Source organism: Achromobacter sp. JUb104, from assembly GCF_024806975.1.
Taxonomy (GTDB): Bacteria; Pseudomonadota; Gammaproteobacteria; order Burkholderiales; family Burkholderiaceae_B; genus Achromobacter; species Achromobacter spanius.
Genome location: NZ_JANUEY010000001.1, coordinates 2,506,141 through 2,526,226, shown reverse-complemented (window position 1 = coordinate 2,526,226; position 20,086 = coordinate 2,506,141). Strand labels below are relative to the sequence as shown.

22 protein-coding genes are annotated in these 20,086 nt (G+C 67.8%); 5 read left to right on the top strand and 17 right to left on the bottom strand.

What is annotated here, in order from left to right; translation table 11 throughout:
* Window positions 1-49: 49 nt before the first annotated feature.
* Genes M2361_RS11415 through M2361_RS11335 form a run of 17 tightly spaced genes read right to left on the bottom strand, consistent with a single transcriptional unit; the run spans window position 50 to window position 15,021 of the window.
* Window positions 50-1,276, bottom strand: coding sequence for a beta-ketoacyl-ACP synthase (locus tag M2361_RS11415; protein WP_259249112.1), 1,227 nt, complete (start codon window positions 1,274-1,276; stop codon window positions 50-52).
* Window positions 1,276-2,007: a 3-oxoacyl-ACP reductase FabG gene (gene fabG / locus M2361_RS11410; protein WP_259249111.1), complete on the bottom strand. Its 732-nt coding sequence runs from the start codon at window positions 2,005-2,007 to the stop codon at window positions 1,276-1,278. Before fabG ends, M2361_RS11415 begins: the two co-directional genes overlap by 1 nt.
* Window positions 2,004-2,501, bottom strand: coding sequence for a hotdog family protein (locus M2361_RS11405; protein WP_259249109.1), 498 nt, complete (start codon window positions 2,499-2,501; stop codon window positions 2,004-2,006). Before M2361_RS11405 ends, fabG begins: the two co-directional genes overlap by 4 nt.
* Entirely contained in the window at window positions 2,498-3,712 is a 1,215-nt protein-coding gene (locus tag M2361_RS11400; protein WP_259249107.1) for a beta-ketoacyl-ACP synthase, read from the bottom strand. Before M2361_RS11400 ends, M2361_RS11405 begins: the two co-directional genes overlap by 4 nt.
* A 12-nt stretch (window positions 3,713-3,724) precedes the next feature.
* A complete protein-coding gene (locus M2361_RS11395) occupies window positions 3,725-4,279 on the bottom strand; it encodes a hypothetical protein (RefSeq protein WP_259249104.1) in 555 nt (184 codons plus the stop codon).
* 8 nt (window positions 4,280-4,287) lie between these two features.
* Window positions 4,288-5,532: an NAD(P)/FAD-dependent oxidoreductase gene (locus M2361_RS11390; protein WP_259249102.1), complete on the bottom strand. Its 1,245-nt coding sequence runs from the start codon at window positions 5,530-5,532 to the stop codon at window positions 4,288-4,290.
* A gap of 41 nt (window positions 5,533-5,573) precedes the next feature.
* On the bottom strand, window positions 5,574-7,901 hold the full coding sequence (locus tag M2361_RS11385; protein ID WP_259249099.1) for an MMPL family transporter: 2,328 nt from the start codon (window positions 7,899-7,901) through the stop codon (window positions 5,574-5,576).
* The gene (locus M2361_RS11380) at window positions 7,885-8,613 is read right to left on the bottom strand and encodes an outer membrane lipoprotein carrier protein LolA (protein ID WP_259249097.1); all 729 of its coding nucleotides are present in this window, start codon (window positions 8,611-8,613) and stop codon (window positions 7,885-7,887) included. Before M2361_RS11380 ends, M2361_RS11385 begins: the two co-directional genes overlap by 17 nt.
* Window positions 8,610-9,053 (bottom strand): thioesterase family protein, encoded by a 444-nt coding sequence (locus tag M2361_RS11375; protein WP_259249095.1) that lies wholly within the window; start codon window positions 9,051-9,053, stop codon window positions 8,610-8,612. Before M2361_RS11375 ends, M2361_RS11380 begins: the two co-directional genes overlap by 4 nt.
* Window positions 9,046-9,957 (bottom strand): glycosyl transferase, encoded by a 912-nt coding sequence (locus tag M2361_RS11370; RefSeq protein WP_259249093.1) that lies wholly within the window; start codon window positions 9,955-9,957, stop codon window positions 9,046-9,048. The genes M2361_RS11375 and M2361_RS11370 overlap by 8 nt, the downstream gene beginning before the upstream one ends.
* Window positions 9,954-10,706, bottom strand: coding sequence for a glycosyltransferase family 2 protein (locus tag M2361_RS11365; protein ID WP_259249092.1), 753 nt, complete (start codon window positions 10,704-10,706; stop codon window positions 9,954-9,956). Before M2361_RS11365 ends, M2361_RS11370 begins: the two co-directional genes overlap by 4 nt.
* Window positions 10,693-12,390: an AMP-binding protein gene (locus M2361_RS11360; RefSeq protein ID WP_259249090.1), complete on the bottom strand. Its 1,698-nt coding sequence runs from the start codon at window positions 12,388-12,390 to the stop codon at window positions 10,693-10,695. Before M2361_RS11360 ends, M2361_RS11365 begins: the two co-directional genes overlap by 14 nt.
* Window positions 12,391-12,393: 3 nt before the next feature.
* Complete coding sequence (locus M2361_RS11355) at window positions 12,394-12,942, bottom strand: hypothetical protein (RefSeq protein WP_259249088.1); 549 nt, start codon at window positions 12,940-12,942, stop codon at window positions 12,394-12,396.
* Window positions 12,939-13,193, bottom strand: coding sequence for an acyl carrier protein (locus tag M2361_RS11350; RefSeq protein WP_054422263.1), 255 nt, complete (start codon window positions 13,191-13,193; stop codon window positions 12,939-12,941). The genes M2361_RS11355 and M2361_RS11350 overlap by 4 nt, the downstream gene beginning before the upstream one ends.
* Before the next feature lie 15 nt (window positions 13,194-13,208).
* Entirely contained in the window at window positions 13,209-13,469 is a 261-nt protein-coding gene (locus M2361_RS11345; RefSeq protein ID WP_100855205.1) for a phosphopantetheine-binding protein, read from the bottom strand.
* The gene (locus M2361_RS11340; RefSeq protein WP_259249081.1) at window positions 13,466-14,314 is read right to left on the bottom strand and encodes a 1-acyl-sn-glycerol-3-phosphate acyltransferase; all 849 of its coding nucleotides are present in this window, start codon (window positions 14,312-14,314) and stop codon (window positions 13,466-13,468) included. The genes M2361_RS11345 and M2361_RS11340 overlap by 4 nt, the downstream gene beginning before the upstream one ends.
* Window positions 14,311-15,021: a beta-ketoacyl synthase chain length factor gene (locus tag M2361_RS11335; RefSeq protein WP_259249283.1), complete on the bottom strand. Its 711-nt coding sequence runs from the start codon at window positions 15,019-15,021 to the stop codon at window positions 14,311-14,313. Before M2361_RS11335 ends, M2361_RS11340 begins: the two co-directional genes overlap by 4 nt.
* Before the next feature lie 180 nt (window positions 15,022-15,201).
* On the opposite strand from M2361_RS11335, the gene M2361_RS11330 reads away from it, so the two are divergent.
* From M2361_RS11330 to M2361_RS11310, 5 genes are all read left to right on the top strand, one after another.
* On the top strand, window positions 15,202-15,840 hold the full coding sequence (locus M2361_RS11330; protein WP_259249079.1) for a 4'-phosphopantetheinyl transferase superfamily protein: 639 nt from the start codon (window positions 15,202-15,204) through the stop codon (window positions 15,838-15,840).
* A 102-nt stretch (window positions 15,841-15,942) separates the two neighbouring features.
* Window positions 15,943-17,160 (top strand): NO-inducible flavohemoprotein, encoded by a 1,218-nt coding sequence (hmpA, locus tag M2361_RS11325; protein ID WP_259249077.1) that lies wholly within the window; start codon window positions 15,943-15,945, stop codon window positions 17,158-17,160.
* Between the two features lie 55 nt (window positions 17,161-17,215).
* Window positions 17,216-17,653, top strand: coding sequence for an Rrf2 family transcriptional regulator (locus tag M2361_RS11320; RefSeq protein WP_127184150.1), 438 nt, complete (start codon window positions 17,216-17,218; stop codon window positions 17,651-17,653).
* A gap of 112 nt (window positions 17,654-17,765) precedes the next feature.
* Window positions 17,766-19,013 (top strand): D-amino acid dehydrogenase, encoded by a 1,248-nt coding sequence (locus tag M2361_RS11315; RefSeq protein ID WP_100857679.1) that lies wholly within the window; start codon window positions 17,766-17,768, stop codon window positions 19,011-19,013.
* A gap of 83 nt (window positions 19,014-19,096) precedes the next feature.
* On the top strand, window positions 19,097-20,080 hold the full coding sequence (locus M2361_RS11310; RefSeq protein WP_259249074.1) for a proline dehydrogenase family protein: 984 nt from the start codon (window positions 19,097-19,099) through the stop codon (window positions 20,078-20,080).
* Window positions 20,081-20,086 lie beyond the last annotated feature (6 nt).

Here is a 20,086-nt window from a genome sequence, read left to right as displayed (position 1 = left end):
GACGAGCGTTTCCGGTTATGAAAGTGAATCAAGGGCTGAAAGAGGGGGCTCAGGGCCAGCGGCGGAAAACCAGGGACGTGTTGATGCCGCCGAACGCGAAATTGTTGTTCATGACGTACTCGTTGCTCATGCGGCGGCCTTCGCCTTGCAGGTAGTCGAGTTCGCCACAGCGCGGGTCGATGTTGCGCAGGTTCAGCGTGGGGGCGTACCAGTCGCGGTTCAGCATTTCGATGCTGAACCAGGATTCCAGCACCCCGCAGGCGCCCAGCGTGTGGCCCAGATAGCTTTTCTGCGAGCTGATCGGCATGCGGCTGCCGAAGAGCGCGTGCGTGGCCTGGGTTTCGGCGATGTCGCCTTGTTCGGTGGCGGTGCCGTGACCGTTCACATAGCCGATGGCTTCGGGGGGCAGGCCGGCATCCGCCAATGCCATTTCCATGGCGACCCGCATGGTCGCGGCTTCGGGCCGAGTGATGTGGGTGCCGTCTGAATTGCTGCCGAACCCGACCACTTCGGCATGGATGCGCGCGCCGCGCGCCAGTGCGTGGTCCAGCGATTCCAGCACCAGCATGCCGCCGCCTTCACCGATTACCAGGCCATCGCGGTCGCGGTCGTAGGGGCGGGGCGTGAGCTCTGGCGTGTCGTTCTGCTGGCTGGTGGCATACAGCGCGTCGAACACCAGCGCCTCGCTGGCGCACAGTTCTTCCGCGCCGCCGGCCAGCATCATCTGCTGGCGGCCGTAGCGAATGGCCTCGTAGGCATATCCGATGCCCTGGCTGCCCGACGTGCAGGCGCTGGACGTGGGGATGATGCGGCCCTTCAGTTCAAAGAAAATGCCGACGTTGGCGGCCGTGGTGTGCGGCATCATGCGCACATAGGAATTGGCGTTGAGATCGTCGGTGACGCCATTGAGCAGCATGTTGCCGAAGGCGCGGATTTCAGCGGTGCTGCCCACCGACGAGCCGCAGGCCACGCCCATGCGGCCGTCGGTGATGCTGGCATCGCCCAGCAGCGCGGCATCTTCCAGCGCCAGTTCGGCGGCGCGCACGGCCAGTTGCGACACGCGGCCCATGCTGCGCAGTTGCTTGCGGGTCCAGTGCGCGGGCACGCGGAAATCTTCCACCGGCCCGGCCAGCCGCGTGTTCAGTTCGGCAAAGCGCGACCAGTCCGGCATGTGCCGGATGGCGCTGCGGCCCGATTGGAATGCCTGCTGCACGCTGGCCCAATCCGAGCCCAGCGCGCTGATGCCGGCCATGCCGGTAATGACGACGCGGTTCATCAGCACAAGCCTCCGTTGACGGCGATGACCTGGCGCGTGATGTAGGCGGCGCCGGGTGACATCAGGAAGGCCACCGTGGCGGCGACCTCTTCGGGCTTGCCCATGCGTTGGGCCGGCACCGCCTTCAGGATTTCTTCAACGGGCACATGCTCGTCGATCATGTCGGTATCGATCAGGCCGGGCGCCACGCAGTTCACGGTGATCTGGCGCTTGGCCAGTTCAACGGCCAGCGCTTTCGCGGCGCCGATCAGCCCAGCTTTGGACGCGCTGTAGTTGACCTGGCCACGGTTGCCCACCAGCCCCGACACCGACGCCATGCAGACCACACGGCCCGCCGCGCGGCGCCGGATCATGGGCATGGCCAGCGGGCTGAGCACGTTGTAGAAGCCGTCCAGGTTGGTGCGCAGCACCTGGTCCCAGTCGTCGCCGGTCAGCGCCGGGAATGCGCCGTCGCGCGTCAGCCCGGCGTTCAGCACCACGCCGTAATAGGCGCCGTGCGCGTCCACGTCCGTTTGCAGCACGGACGCGCATTGTGCGCGGTCGGACACGTCGAATTGCAAAATGCGGGCTTGGCGGCCGCGCGCGGTGACCTCGGCCAGCACGGCTTCGGCCTGTTCGCGTTGTTGGCGGCAATGCAGGACCAGGTCATGGCCGGCGTCGGCCAGGGCCAGTGCGATGGCGCGGCCGATGCCGCGGCTGGAGCCGGTGACGAGTATGGGGGCGGCGCTCATGTGAGGGGGGCTTCCTGAGTAAATTCGTTGGGGTCCTTGGGCTGATAGACATTCAGCCGGGCGTGCGCCAGCAGGCGGGTATCGCTGCGGTCTTTATCTTCGCGGCGCTCGTCACGCTCTTCGCGCAATTCGCATTCGAAAACGCTCATGCCGCTGGCGTCGATCAGGCCGCGTTGGACGTGGATGGACAGGGCCATGCCCACGGGCAGGCTGTCGCAGTGGCAGTCATAGCGCCGGGTGCCAAGCAGGAATCCCAGCTTGACGCTGGCACCGGCTTCGCGCGCGTGGCAGCCGGCCCAGGCGCCCACGGCTTGCGCCATGAATTCCATGCCCAGCCAGGGCGGTAGCGAGCCGTCCGGCAAGGAGTAGGGGCCAGGCTTGACGACGGCACGGGCGCGCAGGCTGTCGGCGTCATAGCCCAGCACGTCGTCAATCAGGATCATGTTGCCGGCGTGCGGCAGCAGGCTGGCGATGGGCCAGGGGCATGCGTTCATGGGCGGGCTCCCAGGATCAGGCTGGCGTTGTTGCCGCCGAACGCGAACGAGTTGCTCATGGCGATGCGCGGCCGGCCTTGGGCGTAGCGGTGCACGCTGCTGCTGAAGTCCAGCGCGGGCAGCGCCGGGTCGGGCTGGCCGTCCCAGACGTGCGGCATGAGCCGGCCGTCGGCCGTGCGCGCGGACAGCGTCATCCACGCCAGCGCGGCTTCCATGGCGCCGGCCGCGCCCAGCGTGTGGCCGGTCAAGGCCTTGGTGGACGCACACGGCACGCCTTCGGGAAACACGGCATGCATGGCCTGGCTTTCCATTGCGTCGTTGTGCACGGTGCCGGTGCCATGCAAGTTGACCCAGCCGATGTCGGCGGGCGTGAGGTCGGCGGCGCGCAGGGCGGCAAGCATGGCCTGCCGCGCGCCCGCGCCGGAGGGCTCGGGCGCCGACATGTGCCAGGCGTCCGAACTGGCGCCGCCGCCCAGCAGGGCCACGGCATCGGCATCAAAGGCGTCGCGTTCCATCATGAACAGGACGCCCGCTTCGCCGATGTTGATGCCACGGCGGTTGGCCGAGAATGGCTGGCAGAGCCCGTCGTCAATGGCTTCCAGCGTGGCGAAGCCATTGATCGTCAGGCGGCAGAGCGTATCGGCGCCGCCGCACACCACCGCGTCGCAAAGGCCCAGGGCCAACAAGCGGCGTGCCGACAGCAGCGCGCGGGCGCTGGACGTGCACGCGGTGGACAGCGTGTAGGCCGGGCCGGTCACGCCCAGGTGCGCGGCCAGGAACGACGCGGGCGACGATAGCGCCTGACGGCGGTAATCGTAGCCAGGGGGAAAGGCGCCTTCGGCGGCAAGCTCCCGGAAGTCCGGCGCGTTGTCGTTCACGCCCGACGTGCTGGTGCCCAGCACCACGGCAATGCGGGCCGGGCCATGGCGGGCGATGGCGCGTTGCACTGGCGACGCGATCTGGTCCGCGCAGGCAAGCAGCAGGCGGTTGTTGCGGCTGTGCAGGTGTGCGGGCAGAGAATCGGAAAGCGACGGCAATGCGCCGTCATAAGCGCCCAGCGTCAGGCTGCGGCCGTTGACCCAGCCGGTCTGCCTGCGCATGCCGCGCGTGTCGCCGTTGAAGGCCGCTTGCGCAACGGCGTCCACGCCCGCGCCCAGCGCGCAGACGATGCCAGGGGCGCTTAACCAACTGGTCATGGGGCTTCTATTCATGTCGGCTTCCGTTCATGGCGACTCCTTCAGCGGTTCGATCCGCCACGTGACGCCATCGGCGCCGGTGATGGAAAAGACCTCGGGCCGAGCGGCTTGCGGCCAGCGCACCGTCCATCGAACCTTGGCGCCATCCCGCAGGCTGCGTTCCGCCCCACCGTCATCGTGCCGCTGCGCGCGCCACGCGCCCGCGCCGTAGGCGGCGTCCAGCTCTGCCTGTGGCGTCCACGCGAACATCAGCGCAGCGAACAGGTCACGGGCCTGGGCGTTGGGACGCAGGAATCCGTCGTTGCGCCAGTGGCCAGCTTCCAGCATCTGACGCGCTTGCGGCACGCCCATCGGGTCAAACAGCGACCAGCGCAACGCCGCGCCTTCGCGCTGCACCACCAGCATCGTGTCCACCGCGGGCAGGCCGGCGGCCGACTGCACCACATGCAATTGGCGCGGCAAGGCAAAGTGGGCGTCGCGCGCGGGAAGGGGCGGGGCGCCGGCGCAGCCCGTCAGCACGGCAAGCAGCATCGCCATGCCGATGGCGCGGCGGGCGGGTAGGGGGAACGGAAGGGTGCGCATGGTGGGTGTCAGACCGGTTCTGCTTGCGTGACGCCACGGCACAGCTCGCTCAGCATGCGCAGGCGGCGCTGCGGGCTGGCGACAAAGGGGTTGGCCGTGTCCCAGGCGTAGCCCGCCAAGATGGAACTGATCATGCGGCGGATGTCCGGCTGCGGGTTCTTGTGGAACACCACGTCCTGGAATTCGCCGCTGTACCAGCCCTGCACATAGGCGCGGAAGGTTTCCACGCCCAGCATCAAGGGGTCGGCAAAGTCTGCCTGCCAATCCACCTGTTCACCGCGCAACTGGCGGTGCAAGGCGTCGGTGGCCAGCTTGGACGAACGCAGGGCGATGGTGACGCCCGATGAAAACACCGGGTCCAGGAATTCGGCGGCGTTGCCCAGCAGCGCATAGCCGGGTCCGTGCAGCCGCGTGACGCTGGCGGAATAGCCGCCGATGGTGTTGGCGGGCGTGTCCCAGACCGCGTTGGCCAGCACGCGCTTGAGGTTCGGGGCGGCATCCGCCATGGCGCGCAGGGTAGTCATCAAGTCCTGGTCGGGGCCGCCGAACAGATCCTGTCCGCCCACCACGCCGAACGAGCAGCGCCCGTTGGAAAACGGAATCAGCCAGTACCAGATGCCGGGCTGTTCGGGATGCACGCTGATCAGGATCTTTTCGCGGTCAAAGCCGGGGTCGTCGATGCGGTCTTCGATGTGCGTGAAGATGGCTTTGCGCGGTGGCATGGACGACGGGCGTTCCAGGTCCAGCAGGCGCGCCAGCACGCGGCCGTAGCCGCTGGCGTCCAGCACGAAGCGGCTCTGGATCTGATAGCTGTCGCCGTTGGCGCCGCGCACGTCCAGCACGGGCTGCTCGCCGCTGAAATCCGCGGCGGTCACTTCCTGCAGGTAGCGCGCGTCCACGCCCTGGCGGGCGGCGTCGTCGGCCAGCACCTTGTCGAACTGCGCGCGCTGCACCTGGAAGGTGGTGCCGGGGCCGGCGGTGAATTTGTCGCGGAAGTCAAAGTAGGTGTAATCGTCGCCGCGCGCAAAGGCGGCGCCGTTCTTCACTTGAAAGCCCGCCGCGTTCACGGCCGGCATCATGCCGGCTTCTTCCACGAATTCCAGACAGTGGGCCAGCAGGCTTTCGCCGATGGAAAAGCGCGGGAACTGTTGGCGTTCCAGCATCAGCACATCGTGGCCTTGCCGCTTGAGCAGCGCGGCCGCGACCGCGCCAGCGGGGCCTGCCCCAATGACGACGACTTCACGATGTTCCATGCGAGTTGATTCCATGTCGGTGCAATAAAAGTTGACCACGGTCAGGCAGCCGGGGGCGGACGCACCCAGGGTGACCACAGCAAGGAAAAGCCGACGCCCAGCGCTACCGCCATGCCGAAGTTGGCAATGGCGGGCGTCTGGCTCACGGCCAGCAGCCCGAACGACAGCAGCGTGGTGACGGCGCCCAGCAAGATGCCGACCAGGCTGGCTGCCGCGCCCGCCACGCGTTCATACATGAAGATGGCGTAGTCCACGCCGATAGCGGACACCAGCAGCAGGCCGAACAGGCTGAACAAGGTCAGCGGCTGGCCCAGGTAGCCCAGGGCCGCCAGGGCGCAGGCAGTGGCGGCCACGGGTACTGCCAGGATGCGCCAGGTGGCGGCGCGGCCCAGGGTCAGCAGCAGCAGCACCGCCGCCACGACGTAGGACAGCAGCTTGAGTTCGGCGGCTTCGATGCGGGTGGATGCGAACATCCGGTTCAGGTCACCGCTGCGGTCCACCAGTTCAACACCGGGCAGCCCTTGCGTGATGCCGTCCAGCGCGGCGGTGTTGCGCAGGCCCCGCAAGGTGACCATGCCGGCCGCCTCGCCGTTGTGCTCACCCAGCCACTGCGCGCGCCAGCGTTCGGCCAGCGGCCCTTGCAGCGCGGCGTCGATGCTAAGCGTGGGCAGCGCCGCCAGGGCTTGCAGTTCGTGTTGCACGGCGTCCAAGGGAATGCCGAGGTCGGTCAATGGCTTCCACACCTGCGGCTGTTGCGCCAGGGCTGCCAGGCGCTGGCCCAGCGCCCGCTGGTCATCAGCGGGCGACACCAGCTGGCTCAGCGCGTTGTAGCCGGCAAGATCGCCGCGCTTTACCAGCGCGTCCAGCTTGTTGGCCACTTGGGCCTGCCTGCGCAGCAGTTCATCAGCGTTGGCGCCGCGCACCAGAAAGAACTGGCTGGTGGGCGTGAAACCGGTGATCTCGCCAATCTGGCGCGCCTGCTGCAACAGCGGCGCGGGCAGGCTCAACCATTGGCGCAGGTCGTCCTGGATGACAAGCCGGCTGATGCCGCCCACCGTCGCGGCGCTGAGCGCCAGCGCGCCGACCACCAACAGCACGCGCTGGCCCGCCAGGCGTTCGCGCAGGCGCAGCGCGGCGTCGGCGGCCCGCAGCAGGGGCGGCCACGGGCGGGGTTGCCAGCCGTTCATCCAGGCGGGCAACTGACACACCGTGCAGGCGTAAGCGCCCAACAGGCCAGCCGCCGAAAACACGGCGGTTTGCGTCAAGGCGGGAAACGGGGTGAAGGCCAGCGCGATATAGCCGACCAGACTTGCCGCCAGGCTGATGCTCAGCCCCGGCAACACGCGGCGCAACGCGGGCCACGCCCGCCAGTCGGGCATGCCATAGCTTTTGCCTAGCCAGTGCATGGGAAAGTCCACCGCCACGCCGATCAGGCTGGCGCCGATCACCAGCGTCAGCACATGGATCGAACCGAATACGGCGACGCAGGCCACCGCGCCGGTCAGCAAACCCACCGCCACGGGCACGAACGCCAGCAGGGCGCGCACGCGGCGCAGGGCCAACAGCAGCACCAGCACGATGCCCGCCAAGGCGGTGGACCCAATCCACGTGCTTTCCGCCATGGCCTGCGCGCGCCCGGCCGCGGCGTACAGCGGGCCGCCCGCCACCAACAATTCAGCGCCGTCGGCGCGCAGCGCTTGCCGGGCTGCATCGATGCGCGCCGACAGGTCTTGCGGCGCGTCGGTGTCGAAAGCGTCCGCGCGGGTTTCCGCCCGCACCAGCACCCAGCGCCTGTCGCCGTGTTCGGCTTGCAGCGTGCCGCTGCCCATGTCGTATTGCACCGCGCCGCCGGGGCGCAGCGCCTGTTCAGCGCGCCGCGTCAGGCCCAGCCAGTCCTGGTCCACGGGCACCAGCCCCGACGATGAAAACGGGTCGGACAATTCACGCGCGCGCCGCTGGGCGTAGGCGGTGGGGTCGGAGACCAGTTGTTCGCGGTCGGCCACGGGCAGCATGGCAAGCCGGCCAGCCAGCAATTGCGCGCGCAGGGCGGGCACGTCCACATTCAATTCAAGCTGTACCGACGCGAAGAGGCCGCTTCCCCGCAGGCGCTCGGCCAAGGCGCGCGCGGGGGCAACCGGGTCGGCGCCCGCCGGCGCGGCCACCAGCGCCAGCAACTGCCGCGACAGCGGTTCCTGGATGCGGGCTTCGGCCAACTGCCGGGTGGCGTCGGTTTGGGCGTGCGGCACCAGTTCCATCAGGTTGGCGGACACCGGCCAGCCATGGCGGCACTGCCAGGCACCCACGCATAGCACCAGCAACAAGCCTAGCTTGAAGAGCCGGGGCAGCCAGCGCTCAATCGGCAAACGCACGTTGCTCCTCGGGTGTCAGCGCGTCGGCGGGGGCCGCGTCCGTCATTTGCAGGACGCTGCGGTCGCCCTGGGTTTCGCGTAGTTCGATGCGGTCGACAAGCTTGCCGCCGTTGATCTGGATGTTGTCGAAAATCTGGCGCAGCAAGGCCGAGCGGGGCGTCAACAGCAACTGCCAGGCGCTGGCCTGGCCCGTCAGCGTCAGGTCGAAGTTTTCTTGCAGGCCCTTCGTGTCGCCCGCCAGCACCGCCAGGAACAGGCGGTTCTCGCGGCTGGAGCCGGTTTGCTGCGGCAGGGCTTGCCAGGCGCCGGCTTCGTCACGCCGCGAAATGCCGTTGGCGTTGATGCGCAGGTCTTGCGCGATGGGCGTGCGCAGCAGCCACAACAATCCCTTGCCGGTGGCCAGCGTGAAGTCGCCCCGGCTGGTCAGCGGCTGCGGCAGCGAGCGCAGGAATTTTTGCTGCACGAAGTGGCCGCGCACGATAGGCGTGGCGCGCAACTGGGCTTGCAGGTCGTCCAGGCCAAAGGCGTGGGCGTGCGCGGGCAGGGCGGCCAGCAACAGCAGCAGGGCCACACGATGCGCGACGGCGCGTGCGGCCTGAATGCGAGTGGCCCGGTGCAAGGAGCGGAACACGTTCATGCCCAGCGCCTTCATATGGCGTGCCTTCATGCTGAGCGCGTTCATGTTCGGCGCGATCATGTTCAGCCCATTCATGTCGCGGACTCCAGGGATTGCAGCTTGCGCCGCACGGCGTCCACGAAGACGGCGGGCGAGGTCAATTGCATTTCGCGGGTTTCGATGCTCACCGCGACTTGCTCCGAGGTGCCGCGCGTCAGCCGCTGGCCGGTGGCCGCGTCCAGGATCAGGTAGTTGATCTTCAAGCGGTTTTCCCATTCCACCAGTTCGGCGCGCACCGTCAGGCGCTGGCCGAATTGGGCGGGCTGGGCGTAGCGCAGATGCAGGTCGATCACCGGCCAGGCGTAGCCGCTGGCGCGCATGGCGTCGTAGTTGTGGCCCAGTTGGTCCAGCAGTTCGCAGCGCGCCTGTTCCAGGTACTTGACGTAGTGGCCGTGCCACACGACGTTGAGCGAATCGATGTCGAAGAACGGCACGCGGATGTCGATTTCCGCGCCGATAAGGCCTCGTTTACGCATCGTCTTTCCAGAAGGGGTAGAAGTTGAACCACTGTAGCGGCGCCTGGCGGCAATGCGCGGCCAGGCGGTCGGCGTAGCGTTGCGCCCAATGGGCGATGCGTTCCTGGCGCGTCGCGCGCGTCCATTCGATACCGTCGGACAGGCGTTCCATGGCGACGCGATAACGCGCGCCGTGGCGCGTGCAGAACAGCACATTGACGGGGCAGCGCAGCAGCCCGGCCAGCAGCCACGGCCCTTGCGGCAGCGCGGCGCGGGCACCCAGGAAATCAACCAGGGTGGTGCGGTCGCCTTGCAGCGGCACGCGGTCGCCGGCAATGGCAAGCCATTCGCCACGCTCCAGCCGCTGCGCCAGGTCCAGCATGACGGGCGCATCCAGTTCGCTGACTTGAATCATGCGCAGCCCGCCGCCCGCCTCGCCCAGCAGGCGGTTGAAGTGGACGGCATGCCTGCTGTGCACCAAGACGTTTAGCCGCAGCAGGCCCGACTGTTCGGCCAGCGCGCGGCAGACTTCGATATTGCCCAGGTGCGAGCCCACCAGGATCTGGCCCCGGCCCACGCCCATCTGCGCATGCAGGCCGTCGGGGTCGGAGATGTCCAGGTGCGACATCGTGATCTTGCCTTGCCAGACATCCAGCTTGTCCAGCATGGCGTCGGCAAAGGCCAGGTACTGGCGGTATACGGGCAGGGTGCGGGGTAGCGGCGCGGTTTGCGACAGCCGCTGCTGGTACTGCGCGATAGCACGCCGCGCGCGGCCGCCGAAGGCGTAGAAGTACAGCACGACCAACCACACCACCGGCGCCACGACGCGGCGGCCCAGCTTGCGGGCGGCCCAGGCCGTCAGGCGCATCAGCGCGGGGCTGCCGCGTTCAGCCTGGTGGGCCCAGTGGGGATCGGCGGCGCTCACGGGCGCGCCTTTTGCGCCAGGCGGCGCCAAAGCAGGGCCGGCGCGCGGCCCAGCATGCCGAAGAACAGCCGCGCGTGCATGCGGCTGATCAACAGGTTGTCGCGCAGGCCCTTGAAGTGCGACACGCCACCTTCGGGGTAGCTGACGCGGGTGGGCAGCCACGCCATCGGCACGCCGCGCCAATGCAGGCGCACCAGGATGGCGATGTCGAAATCCATGCGCCGACCAACGCTGGCCTGCTCAATGACCGGCAGCACGCGCGCCAGCGGATAGACGCGAAAGCCGCACATGGCGTCGGGGATGTCGAACGACAGCGTATTGATCCATACCCAGACGCGGGTCAGCCAGCGCCCGTAAAGACGGCTGCGCGGCACGTCGTTGCCATACACCGGCGCGCCGCAGATCACGGCTTGAGGCTTGGCGCGGGAAGCGTCGGCCAAGGCCACGGCGTCCGCCAGCGCATGCTGGCCATCGGCATCCACCTGCAAGGCGTGGGTGTAGCCGAACGTGGCGGCGGCGCGCAGGCCGTCTTGCACCGCCGCGCCCTTGCCACCGTTCTCGGCGCGGCGAATCAGATGCGTGCGCGGTTGCGCGGCCAGGGTGTCCAGCACGGCGGCGCAGCCGGGTTCGGAGCCGTCGTCCACCAATACACAGGGCAGGCCCTGCGCCGCCAATTGCGCGTGCACGGCCGCGACGGTGGCGCCGTGGTTATAGACGGGGATGACCGCGCAGAGATTATGGGGCGGCATGGCCGTCTTGATGCGGAATGCGGCCGGACGAGCAGGGGGCATCGTCCACCGTGCAGGTGAAATACAGCTTCTGCCGGGCGTCGTCCCAGCGCAAGGCAAGTTGGGCTTGGTCACCTGGGCGCAGCAGGCGTTGGAATTTCAAGGCTTCCATGCCGCCAAAACGCAGGCCGGGGCACAGATCGCGCTGGGCGATCGATACGGCCCAACTGATCTGGGCCACGCCCGGCACCACGGGCACGGACGGAAAATGCCCGCTGAAGTAAGCCAGGTCGTAGGGGATGTCCAGCATGTAGCGGCGTTCGTTGGCGGGCTGGCCGGATACTTCCTGGGTGATAGGGTCCACCGGGCGCGGGCCGGCCGCCGCGTCGAACAAAGCCTGCGGCAGCTTGCCTTGCGCATTGCTGGGCAGGTGCCTGAAAAAGCGCCACGCGCGCGGAATGGCCAAGGATTCGAATCCGGCGCCCAGGTGCGCGCGCAGCGTGTCCACGACAGTTTTGCGGCCCTGGTTGCGCAGCGCGTGCAGGCCCGTGGCCGATAGCGCCACCAGCCCGGTCAGGCGCGTGGCGCCGGTGGCGTTGCCCACGCGCGCGTCGCTGACATAGGCGTGGCGCATCAAGGACTGTTCCAGCATGGGCAGCGAGATCCGCTTCTCTTCAATCTTCACGATGCGGTCCAGACGGCCCAGTAGCTGGAAGCCATCGGCGGTAAGCCGTGCGCCGTCCGCGGTCTGCTCGTCGGCGGTCTGTACCCATGGCGATCGCACGCCCAAGGCGCCGTCGGCGTTCACGCTGATGGCCGCGCCCGGCAGTGGCTGCCAGTCCGCCGACCCGCAGCGCCAGGCCACCGCGCCGGTTTCAGAGCTGCCGTAGATTTCGGTGGGGCGCAGGCCGAGTTCGCGCTCAATGTCGTCGGAAACCTCGGGCGGCAACGCGCCGCCCGACGAGTGGATGCGCAGCAGCCGGCCGCGCAGTTGCGCCCAGTCCAGCCGTTGACCCAGGCGGCGCAGCAAGGCGGGGCTGGCGATCCAGGTGAAGGACGGATAGCGCAGGCTGGCCTGTTGCAGCTCTTCGGGATAGAGCCGCTGGCGGCGGTCGATCTGCCTGCCCGCGCATAGCGGCCACAGCACGCGGAATGGCAGGCCATACATGTGCTGGGCCGAGACGCTGCCCAGCACGGGCGCATTAAGGTCCGGCCATTGCTGCTGCAAGGCATGGACCTCTGCCGACAGCTGCCGCCATTGTTTGTGCAGATGCTTGGGTGTGCCGCTTGAGCCCGAGGTGCACAGCACCAGGCCGAGGGACAGGTCCAGATTGGCGGGTGCCAGCGGGGAATGGTCTTGCAGGTCGGCCAGCCGCCATTGCCGGGCGGGCGGCAGGGGCAGGTCGGCGTCGGTGATCCATCCGGCGACATCCGCGTCCAGCGCGGCGCAGGTGGCGGGTTGGGCATCGCCGGGCAGCACGGCGATGACACCCGCGCGCCAGCAGGCGAAGAGCGCAACGGCCAGCGCCGCGGCGTCGTCGAACCACAGCGCGACGCGCTGCGGCGCGCGCGCCTGCAAGGCCCCGGCCACGCGCAGGCTGGCTTGCGCGAAGGCGGCGCGCGCAAGCGGCGGATCGTCGGCGATGCACAGGTTGTCGGTATCGTCCGACGGCAGCAACAGGTGTTCCAGCGGTGTCCAGCGCATGGTTTAAACCGCCTTCGCGGCTGCCGGGCGCAGCAGCCATTCGCCTGCCATCAGCAGGCCCATCAAGCCATAGCTGATGGCGCCGTTATAGGCCACCCACCAGTTCCACGGCCCCCACGCGGCCAAGCCCGCCGCGACCGCGCCGTTCAAGGCGAAAAACACGCACCAGGCGCGCGTGACGTTGCGCGTATAGCGCACGCCTTCGGGCGGTAGATTGGGGTGGCGCAGGCGCGCCAGTTGTTCGACCACCGGGCGGCCCACGCGCAGGCTGGCGCCGAAGATGGCCAGCATCATCGCGTTGACCATCACGGGATACCAGCGCAGCCATGCCTCGGTATTGGACACGGCAAGAATCAAACAGAAGGTGACGGCGACGGCGGGCAGCAAGCGGCCGCCGGGCTGCCCGGTGCGCGCGGTCAGGCCGCGCAGCAGCCACAGAACGGCCAGCGGCAAGGCCAGCCACGCGGGGCTGACCCGCCCCAGCGTTGCGTGCACCACGAAGGGGTACGCCACGCCGGCCACGGCCAAACCGGCCGCCACGCCGCCTTTCATGCGTCGGGAGCCTGCTTTTGCCACATGGCCTGGACCACGTCTTCCACGGTGCGCACCGTGCGGAAGTCGTTCGCGTCCAGTTTGCGGCCGGTCTGGCGGCGCACGTGGTCGATCAGGTCGATGGCGTCGATGCTGTCGATTTCCAGATCGGTGTACAGATTGGCCTCTGGCGTGACGCGCTCGGGCTCGATCTCGAACAGTTCGACCAGCGCATCGCGCAGCGTATTGAAGATGTCCTCGCGGGTATGCATCGTGGACTCCGTGCGTCAGGCGCGCCGCTGCGCGGTGACAAAGGCCGCCAGGCTGTTGATGCTGGTGAAATGCTCGCGCATGTTGCGCGTTTCAGGGTCGATGGCGATGCTGTAGCGCTTTTGCAGCGCCAGGCCCAGCTCCAGCGCATCGACCGAATCCAGCCCCAGGCCGTCGCCAAAGAGTTGCGCGTCGGACGCGATGTCGTCGGGGGTGATGTCTTCCAGACCCAGTGATTCGATGACGAGCGTTTTGAGCTCAAGTTCCAGTTGGTTCATCCCGCTTCAACTCCGCTGCCACCCGCCCGGGTGGCTTGTTCGTTCATGACAGCACCGGCGGGCGCGGTGCGCGCCAGCTCGGCTTCGAAATAGGCATGCAGCCAGGCATTCATCTTGCGTCCGGCGGCGGGCAGGGGGTGCGCGCTGCTCCAGACGGTGGGGTCGATGTCTTCGCCCACCTGGATCACATAGCGCATCCGGCGCGCCGGAATGCGGTACCACGGTTCGCCCTTGGTCAGGCTGCGCGGGTTCATCTGAATGACGACGGGCGTGACGACGCGCGCCCCGCGCAGTGCGATGGCGCAGGCGCCCCGGTGAAATTGCGGCAAGGCGTCGGGGGGCGTGCGCGTGCCCTCGGGAAAGACGATCAGGGTTTCGCCGTTGCGCAGCACGTCGGCGGCGCGGTCGAACATGTCGAAGCTCTCGTCGTTCGTGATGTAGCCGGCGTTGGCGATGGGGCCGCGCGTGAACGGGTTGGTGGCCAGGCCGTGCTTGACGATGCAGTTGGCGTTCTTGACATGGCCCACCAGGAAGACGACGTCGAGCAACGACGGGTGGTTGGCCAGAATCATCTGCCCGGGCTTGCCCAGGCGCTCGGCACCCTTGAATTCCACGGTCAGGATGCCCACGCGAACCATGAACCGGATGAACAGGCGGAACGTGCCGTTCAGCGCCCAGCGCGCGCGGCGCTGGCGTTCCAGCTTACCGCCCGGCAACAAGCGCTGCGGCGGGAAGACCAGCACGCGCAACAGCACGCCGCCCACGCCGAACATGGTGAACGCCATGCCGGTGGCCAACAGGCGCCAGAGCCAGAAGTCCTGGCGGGGTTGGGTAGGGCTGGTCATGCGTTGCGGGTCCAGGTCCAGCGTCGGGCGCGATTCGCATGCCCCCAGGAGGGCGTGCGCAGCGTCAGATGGCGCAGCAGATTCAAGGGGTTGGGCCAGGTTTGCGATGCGTCGGAGGCGGGGCCGGCGGTGGCCTCCGCGTCAGGGCGCGGGGCCGGCTCGGCCGACATGGCCAGCGTCCATTCCGTGCCCGCGCGCAGGTGGAAGGCGGCGGCGTAGGTGTAGGGCACGTCGTCGATCCACGGGGCATAGGGGGCGGGCGGGCGCTCTTCGGCCAGCACCACCAGCACGTCTTCATGCCCCTGGTCCAACAGCATGGCGCCTTCGATGAAGGCGTGTTCCAGGCCGTCGTCGTCCACGGAAATGGCAACGGATTCAGTGGTTTCGCGGCGTATGATCGACCACTGCGCGGCAATGGCGTTGTGCACCGACAAGCCAAACGCGGTGGGAGACAAGGGTTCATCCGCCGCCAAGGATTGCAACAGGCCGAAATTGCGGCTGGTTTCGCCGTGCTGCGAGGCGAACACCAGGGGCATCGCGGGGCGATCGGCAGCCAGCGGCCACGCGCACTCGAACACCGCGCGAGCCAGTGGGCTGAGTCGGCGGCGTTGCATGGGCGGCAAAAAATCGAGGCGGGGCGCGCGTGGGTTATCAAGAGGGCAGTAAGGGTGTTGCGCCCAGTAAAACCAGTCGTCGGGCGACTCCATTCCTTGCGTCCAACCTTGCCATTGCGCGATTGAAAACGTCAACATAGCGCGCGATTCTACTATGTCGAGTTGCGCATACTTTGTTTTTAATGGTTACTTTGTCTTCGTCTATTAGCTAGGGCGCAGATCTGTAAAAAATATAATCGGTTACTTGTTGCTGTGGATATTCAGGAACTATTCATGTATTGGGCGGACCAAGGCGCCGCCGATCACTATCGAGCGACGGACTTGTCCCTGGACGACGCGGCCCGCGCGTCCGGGCGAACAGGCCGCAAAGCCCAGGAAGACTGGCGCGTCAGCCGGGCACTGAAGCATGAAGTAAGGCGGAAGGCCGATCCTGGCGCGATGATGTCGCTTAGCCACAGCGGCGGCCACGCGGTTTGCGCCAGCGCGCCCGCGGGATGGCCGCTGGGGGCGGATCTTGAAAGCCTGCGTCCGCGCGATTTTTCCCGGCTGGCGCAGTGGGTATGCAGGCCGGAAGAGGCCGCCGCGCTGGCGGCGCTGACGGGGCCGGCGCAATGCCAGCACTTTTATCTGCTGTGGACGCTGAAAGAGGCCTTCATCAAGGCGGCGGAGCTTGATTTTCCGGCGGATATGGCCTTGTTCGGGCTGAATCCGGGTCCGGATGGCCAATGGCGCTTGCGTGCGCCGCCCGGTCATTGGCGGGCGTGCAGTTGGCGCCTGGGCAGCGCGTGGATGGCCTCGGTGGTCTGGCGGGCGCCCACTGATAACACAACGTATCCAACCTGGCGCGGCGCCGTCGGCTGCGACTTGCCTGCGCTAACACTTGTTGGCGAATGGCTACGCGACGCTGACTGACATTACGAACATTTAGACCCTTGTTTCATCCTTCGGATTTAAAGATGTATTATTGATGCATGTTTAAAAAGCGATCCCCGATCGCCCTCCAAGGAGCAGCAGATGTTGAGCCCCCAAGTCCGCGCGCTGGTCAAAGCGACAGCCCCCGTCCTCAAGACCCACGGCGTGGCGTTGACGCGCCATTTCTATGCGCGCATGTTCGAACACAATCCTGAACTGAAGCACGTCTTCAATCAGGGCCATCAGGCCGGTGGCCAGCAGCAGCACGCCTTGGCGGGCGCGGTGACGGCGTATGCCGAGCACATCGACGACCCCTCGGTGCTGGCGCCGGTGGTTACGCGCATCGTGCACAAGCACGTCAGCCTGGGTATTCGGCCCGAGCACTACGCCATCGTGGGCAAGCATTTGCTGGCGTCCATCCGCGAAGTGCTGGGCGCGGCCGCCACCGATGAACTGGTGGACGCCTGGGCTGCCGCCTACGGCCAGTTGGCCGATCTGCTGATTGCCGAAGAATCCCGCCTGTACGCGGAATCCGCCGCCAAGCCGGGCGGCTGGACGGGCTGGCGCGCCTTCCGCGTGGTGGGCAAGCAGCCGGAAAGCGCCGAGATCACGTCCTTCTACCTGGCGCCGTCCGACGGCGGGGCCGTGCCGGCCTATCGTCCGGGGCAGTATGTGTCGGTGCGCGTGTACGTGCCCGAGCTGGGCCTGATGCAGCCGCGCCAATACAGCTTGTCGGACGCGCCCGGCCAGGACCGGCTGCGTATTTCCGTCAAGCGCGAAGCGGCCGGGGCCGACACACCGGCAGGGCGCGTGTCCAACGCCTTGCATGACCGCCTGGAAGAGGGCGGCGTGCTGGACGTGGCGCCGCCGCAGGGCGATTTCCATTTGAAGGACGACAGCGATGCGCCCGTGGTGCTGGTGAGCGGCGGCGTCGGCCTGACCCCCATGGTGTCCATGCTGAATCACCTGGTCCGCGCCAACGACGAACGCCAGATCCGTTTTGTTCACGGCTGTCGCAACCGTTCGGTGCACGCCATGAAAGACCATGTGAACCAGATTGCGGCCGAGCGCGGCAATGTGCGCAAGGCGGTCTTCTACGAAGAGGTGGGCCACGGCGACCAGGCCGGGGTGGACTACGACCATCGCGGCCGCGTGGACCTGCGCGCCATCACGGACGACGCCATCGTGCCCGGCGCCGACTACTACCTGTGCGGGCCGGCGCCCTTCATGGCCGCGCAACGCGCCGCCTTGCTGGAGCTGGGTGTGGACCCGGGCCGCATCCATGCCGAAGCGTTCGGCACCGGCGGCGCGCCCGCCTGAGCGGTGTATCCTGGCGGCCTGATCTTGCCAGGCCGACCCGGGCCCCATCCACGCCATGCAACTGACCCGATTCACCGACTTCGGCCTGCGCGTCCTGATGTACCTGACGCAATGCCGTGACCGGCCCGCCGCCGTGACCATCCCGGAGATCGCGGGGCGGTTCGACGTGTCGCGCAATCATCTGGTCAAAGTGGTGCACTTCATGTCGCAGCGCGGCTGGGTCAGCACGGTGCGTGGCAAGGGCGGCGGCATGCGCCTGGCGCGCGAGCCGTCTGCCTATCAGGTGGGCGACCTGATCCGCGAACTGGAACAGCAAGGGCCCTTGATCGATTGCCGCGAACCGCCCTGTGCGCTGGACGGCGCGTGCCGGCTGGCGGGCGTGTTGGCGCAGACGCTGGCGGCGTTTTATGACGCGCTTAATGCCTACACCCTGGCCGACCTGGTGCGCGACCCCACCGCCGCCGCCATCATCAAACTGCACCGCGCCGCCTGAACTGAAACCCAGGGCATGATGTTTTGTTATGGATGCTGCGGCGTTTGGCATTTGCCGGACGGCCCGCGCGCGCTCCAGAATGGAGCCGTTCCCTGTTCTCTTGGATGAAGGCATGCGCGTTTGCGTAATCGGTGCGGGCGTGGTCGGTGTGACGTCCGCCTATTTCCTGGCGCGCCAGGGCCACGACGTGGTGCTGGTGGACAGCCAGGCGCGTCCGGCGGAAGTGTCCAGCTACGCCAATGGCGGCCAGCTCAGTTATAGCTATGTGGCCCCGCTGGCCGGCCCGGGCGTGCTGCCCAGCGTGCCCGGCTGGCTGCTGCGCCAAGATTCCCCGCTGCGTTTCCGGCCCAGGCTGGACCCCCATCAATGGCGTTGGTGCCTGCAATTTGCCCTGGCGTGCCGCGCGTCGGTCGCCAAGGCGTCCACCGCGCAATTGCTGGGCTTGTCGTACCTGAGCCGCGACGTCATGCACACGCTGCTGGAACAGGAAAACCTGGATTTCGGCCATCTGAAAAACGGCAAGCTGATCGCCTATCGCAGCGCGGCCTTGCTGGACAAGGCGCGCGCGCTGGTGGCGTACCAGGCGGGCCATGGCGCGCAGCAGCAGGTGCTGGACGCCCCGCAAACCCTGGCGATGGAACCGGCGCTTGCCGCCATGGGCAGCAAGCTGGCCGGCGCCATCTACACCCCCAGCGAAGAAGCCGGCGATTGCCGCCAGTTCACCGAAGGCCTGTTCGACCGCCTGCAACTGTTGGGCAACGTGGAATGCGCGATGTCCAACCCGGTAACCGGATTGCAGCGGGAAGGCCGCCGCATCGTGGCCGTGAACACGCGCAACGGCGATATCGGCGCCGACGCCATTGTGCTGGCCACCGGCATCGGCACCCGCGCGCTGCTCAAGCCGCTGGGGCATGACGTGCCCTTGTATCCGCTGAAGGGCTACAGCTTGAGCGTGCCCTTGGCCGACGACGACACCGTGGCCCCGCGCATCAGCGTCACGGACTACGAGCGCCGCATTGTCTACGCGCGCGTGGGCAAGGTGCTGCGCATTGCCGCCATGGTCGATATCGGCAGCGCCAACGCCGATATCGATCCGGCGCGCGTGGCGCTGTTGAAGCAACAGGTGCGCGAGGCGTTTCCGGCGCTGGACCTGACCCAGGCCATCCCCTGGGCCGGCCTGCGTCCCGCCACGCCCACCGGCAAACCACTGATCGGGCGCAGCCCCGCGGCCGACAACCTGTGGCTCAACATCGGCCAGGGCGCCTTGGGCTTTACCTTGGCCTGCGGCAGCGCCGCGCTGCTGACGGCGCAGATGGCCGGCCTGGAATTGCCGCTGGACCCCGCGCCGTTCCGGCCTTGAATCCGGAAGGGTTCAAGATTCACGGGCGTTCAATACAGGCCCACGCCGCGCAGCCATAGTGTTGCTCTCTAGCGGGAGCATCCATGAGCATTTTCCAAAGAACCACCATCGCGCTGGCGCGTAGCCCCGCGATGGGGCGCGCCATGCGGGCGGTGGCAGCGCGCACGTCGCTGGCGCAGCGCTTTGTGGGCGGGGCGGACGTAGACGCCGCCGTGCGCACCGCGCTGCGGCTGCGCGACGCGCACGGCATCCGGGCGTCGCTGTTCTACCTGGGCGAATACGTGGCCGACCCGGCCGCCATCGAGCACAACGTGTCGCAGGCCATCAACGCTTGCGGCGCGCTGGGCGCGGCGGGCCTGGACGTGCATGTGTCGGTGGACCCCACCGCCATCGGCTACATGGCCAGCGACGCGCTGGGCGAGGCCAACGCGCGGCGTATCGGCGAGGCGCTGCGGCAGGCGGCGGGCCAGGACACGGGCCAGGCGGCGCGGGCGGGACAGCACTGGATGGTGCTGGACATGGAAGATGCTGGCATCCGCGAACGCACCTGCGCCTTGCACCGCAGCTTGCTGGAAGCGGGCCTGCCCGCTGGCCTGACCTTGCAGGCGCGGCGGCGGCGCACGCCCGAAGACCTGGCCTGGGCGATCCGCCAGCACACGTCCTTGCGCCTGGTGAAGGGCGCGTTTCCTGAGCGCGCGCTGGACCACGCGGGCCGCGACCGCATCGACCACGCCTATCTGGACGCGGCTGCCATCATGTTGTCGCGCGAGGCGCGCGAGGCGGGCTTCTACCCCGTGTTCGGCACGCACGACGACCGCCTGGCCGGCGCCATCATGGCCTTGGCGCGCGAACGGGGCTGGTCGCCCGACGCGTTCGAATTTGAAATGCTCTATGGCGTGCGGCCGGACTGGCAACTGGCGCTGCGCGACCTGGGCTATAACGTCAGGGTTTATCTGCCCTTTGGTGGCGACTGGTGGCCCTACGCCATCCGCCGCGTGGGCGAAAACCCCGGCAATGCGTGGCTGTTGGCCCGTTCGTTGAAGGCCGACGGCGGGTACTTCGGTTAGCGGCCG

Coding starts and splice junctions, on each gene's coding strand:
- M2361_RS11335 (WP_259249283.1), bottom strand. CDS start 15,021: ATGGAGTCGCCCGACGACTGGTTTTACTGGGCGCAACACCCTTACTGC.
- M2361_RS11365 (WP_259249092.1), bottom strand. CDS start 10,706: ATGCCGCCCCATAATCTCTGCGCGGTCATCCCCGTCTATAACCACGGC.
- M2361_RS11375 (WP_259249095.1), bottom strand. CDS start 9,053: ATGCGTAAACGAGGCCTTATCGGCGCGGAAATCGACATCCGCGTGCCG.
- M2361_RS11320 (WP_127184150.1), top strand. CDS start 17,216: ATGCAACTGACCCGATTCACCGACTTCGGCCTGCGCGTCCTGATGTAC.
- M2361_RS11395 (WP_259249104.1), bottom strand. CDS start 4,279: ATGCGCACCCTTCCGTTCCCCCTACCCGCCCGCCGCGCCATCGGCATG.
- M2361_RS11380 (WP_259249097.1), bottom strand. CDS start 8,613: ATGAATGGGCTGAACATGATCGCGCCGAACATGAACGCGCTCAGCATG.
- M2361_RS11340 (WP_259249081.1), bottom strand. CDS start 14,314: ATGACCAGCCCTACCCAACCCCGCCAGGACTTCTGGCTCTGGCGCCTG.
- M2361_RS11400 (WP_259249107.1), bottom strand. CDS start 3,712: ATGAATAGAAGCCCCATGACCAGTTGGTTAAGCGCCCCTGGCATCGTC.
- M2361_RS11330 (WP_259249079.1), top strand. CDS start 15,202: ATGTATTGGGCGGACCAAGGCGCCGCCGATCACTATCGAGCGACGGAC.
- M2361_RS11315 (WP_100857679.1), top strand. CDS start 17,766: ATGCGCGTTTGCGTAATCGGTGCGGGCGTGGTCGGTGTGACGTCCGCC.
- M2361_RS11355 (WP_259249088.1), bottom strand. CDS start 12,942: ATGAAAGGCGGCGTGGCGGCCGGTTTGGCCGTGGCCGGCGTGGCGTAC.
- hmpA (WP_259249077.1), top strand. CDS start 15,943: ATGTTGAGCCCCCAAGTCCGCGCGCTGGTCAAAGCGACAGCCCCCGTC.
- fabG (WP_259249111.1), bottom strand. CDS start 2,007: ATGAGCGCCGCCCCCATACTCGTCACCGGCTCCAGCCGCGGCATCGGC.
- M2361_RS11390 (WP_259249102.1), bottom strand. CDS start 5,532: ATGGAACATCGTGAAGTCGTCGTCATTGGGGCAGGCCCCGCTGGCGCG.
- M2361_RS11345 (WP_100855205.1), bottom strand. CDS start 13,469: ATGAACCAACTGGAACTTGAGCTCAAAACGCTCGTCATCGAATCACTG.
- M2361_RS11405 (WP_259249109.1), bottom strand. CDS start 2,501: ATGAACGCATGCCCCTGGCCCATCGCCAGCCTGCTGCCGCACGCCGGC.
- M2361_RS11360 (WP_259249090.1), bottom strand. CDS start 12,390: ATGCGCTGGACACCGCTGGAACACCTGTTGCTGCCGTCGGACGATACC.
- M2361_RS11350 (WP_054422263.1), bottom strand. CDS start 13,193: ATGCATACCCGCGAGGACATCTTCAATACGCTGCGCGATGCGCTGGTC.
- M2361_RS11310 (WP_259249074.1), top strand. CDS start 19,097: ATGAGCATTTTCCAAAGAACCACCATCGCGCTGGCGCGTAGCCCCGCG.
- M2361_RS11415 (WP_259249112.1), bottom strand. CDS start 1,276: ATGAACCGCGTCGTCATTACCGGCATGGCCGGCATCAGCGCGCTGGGC.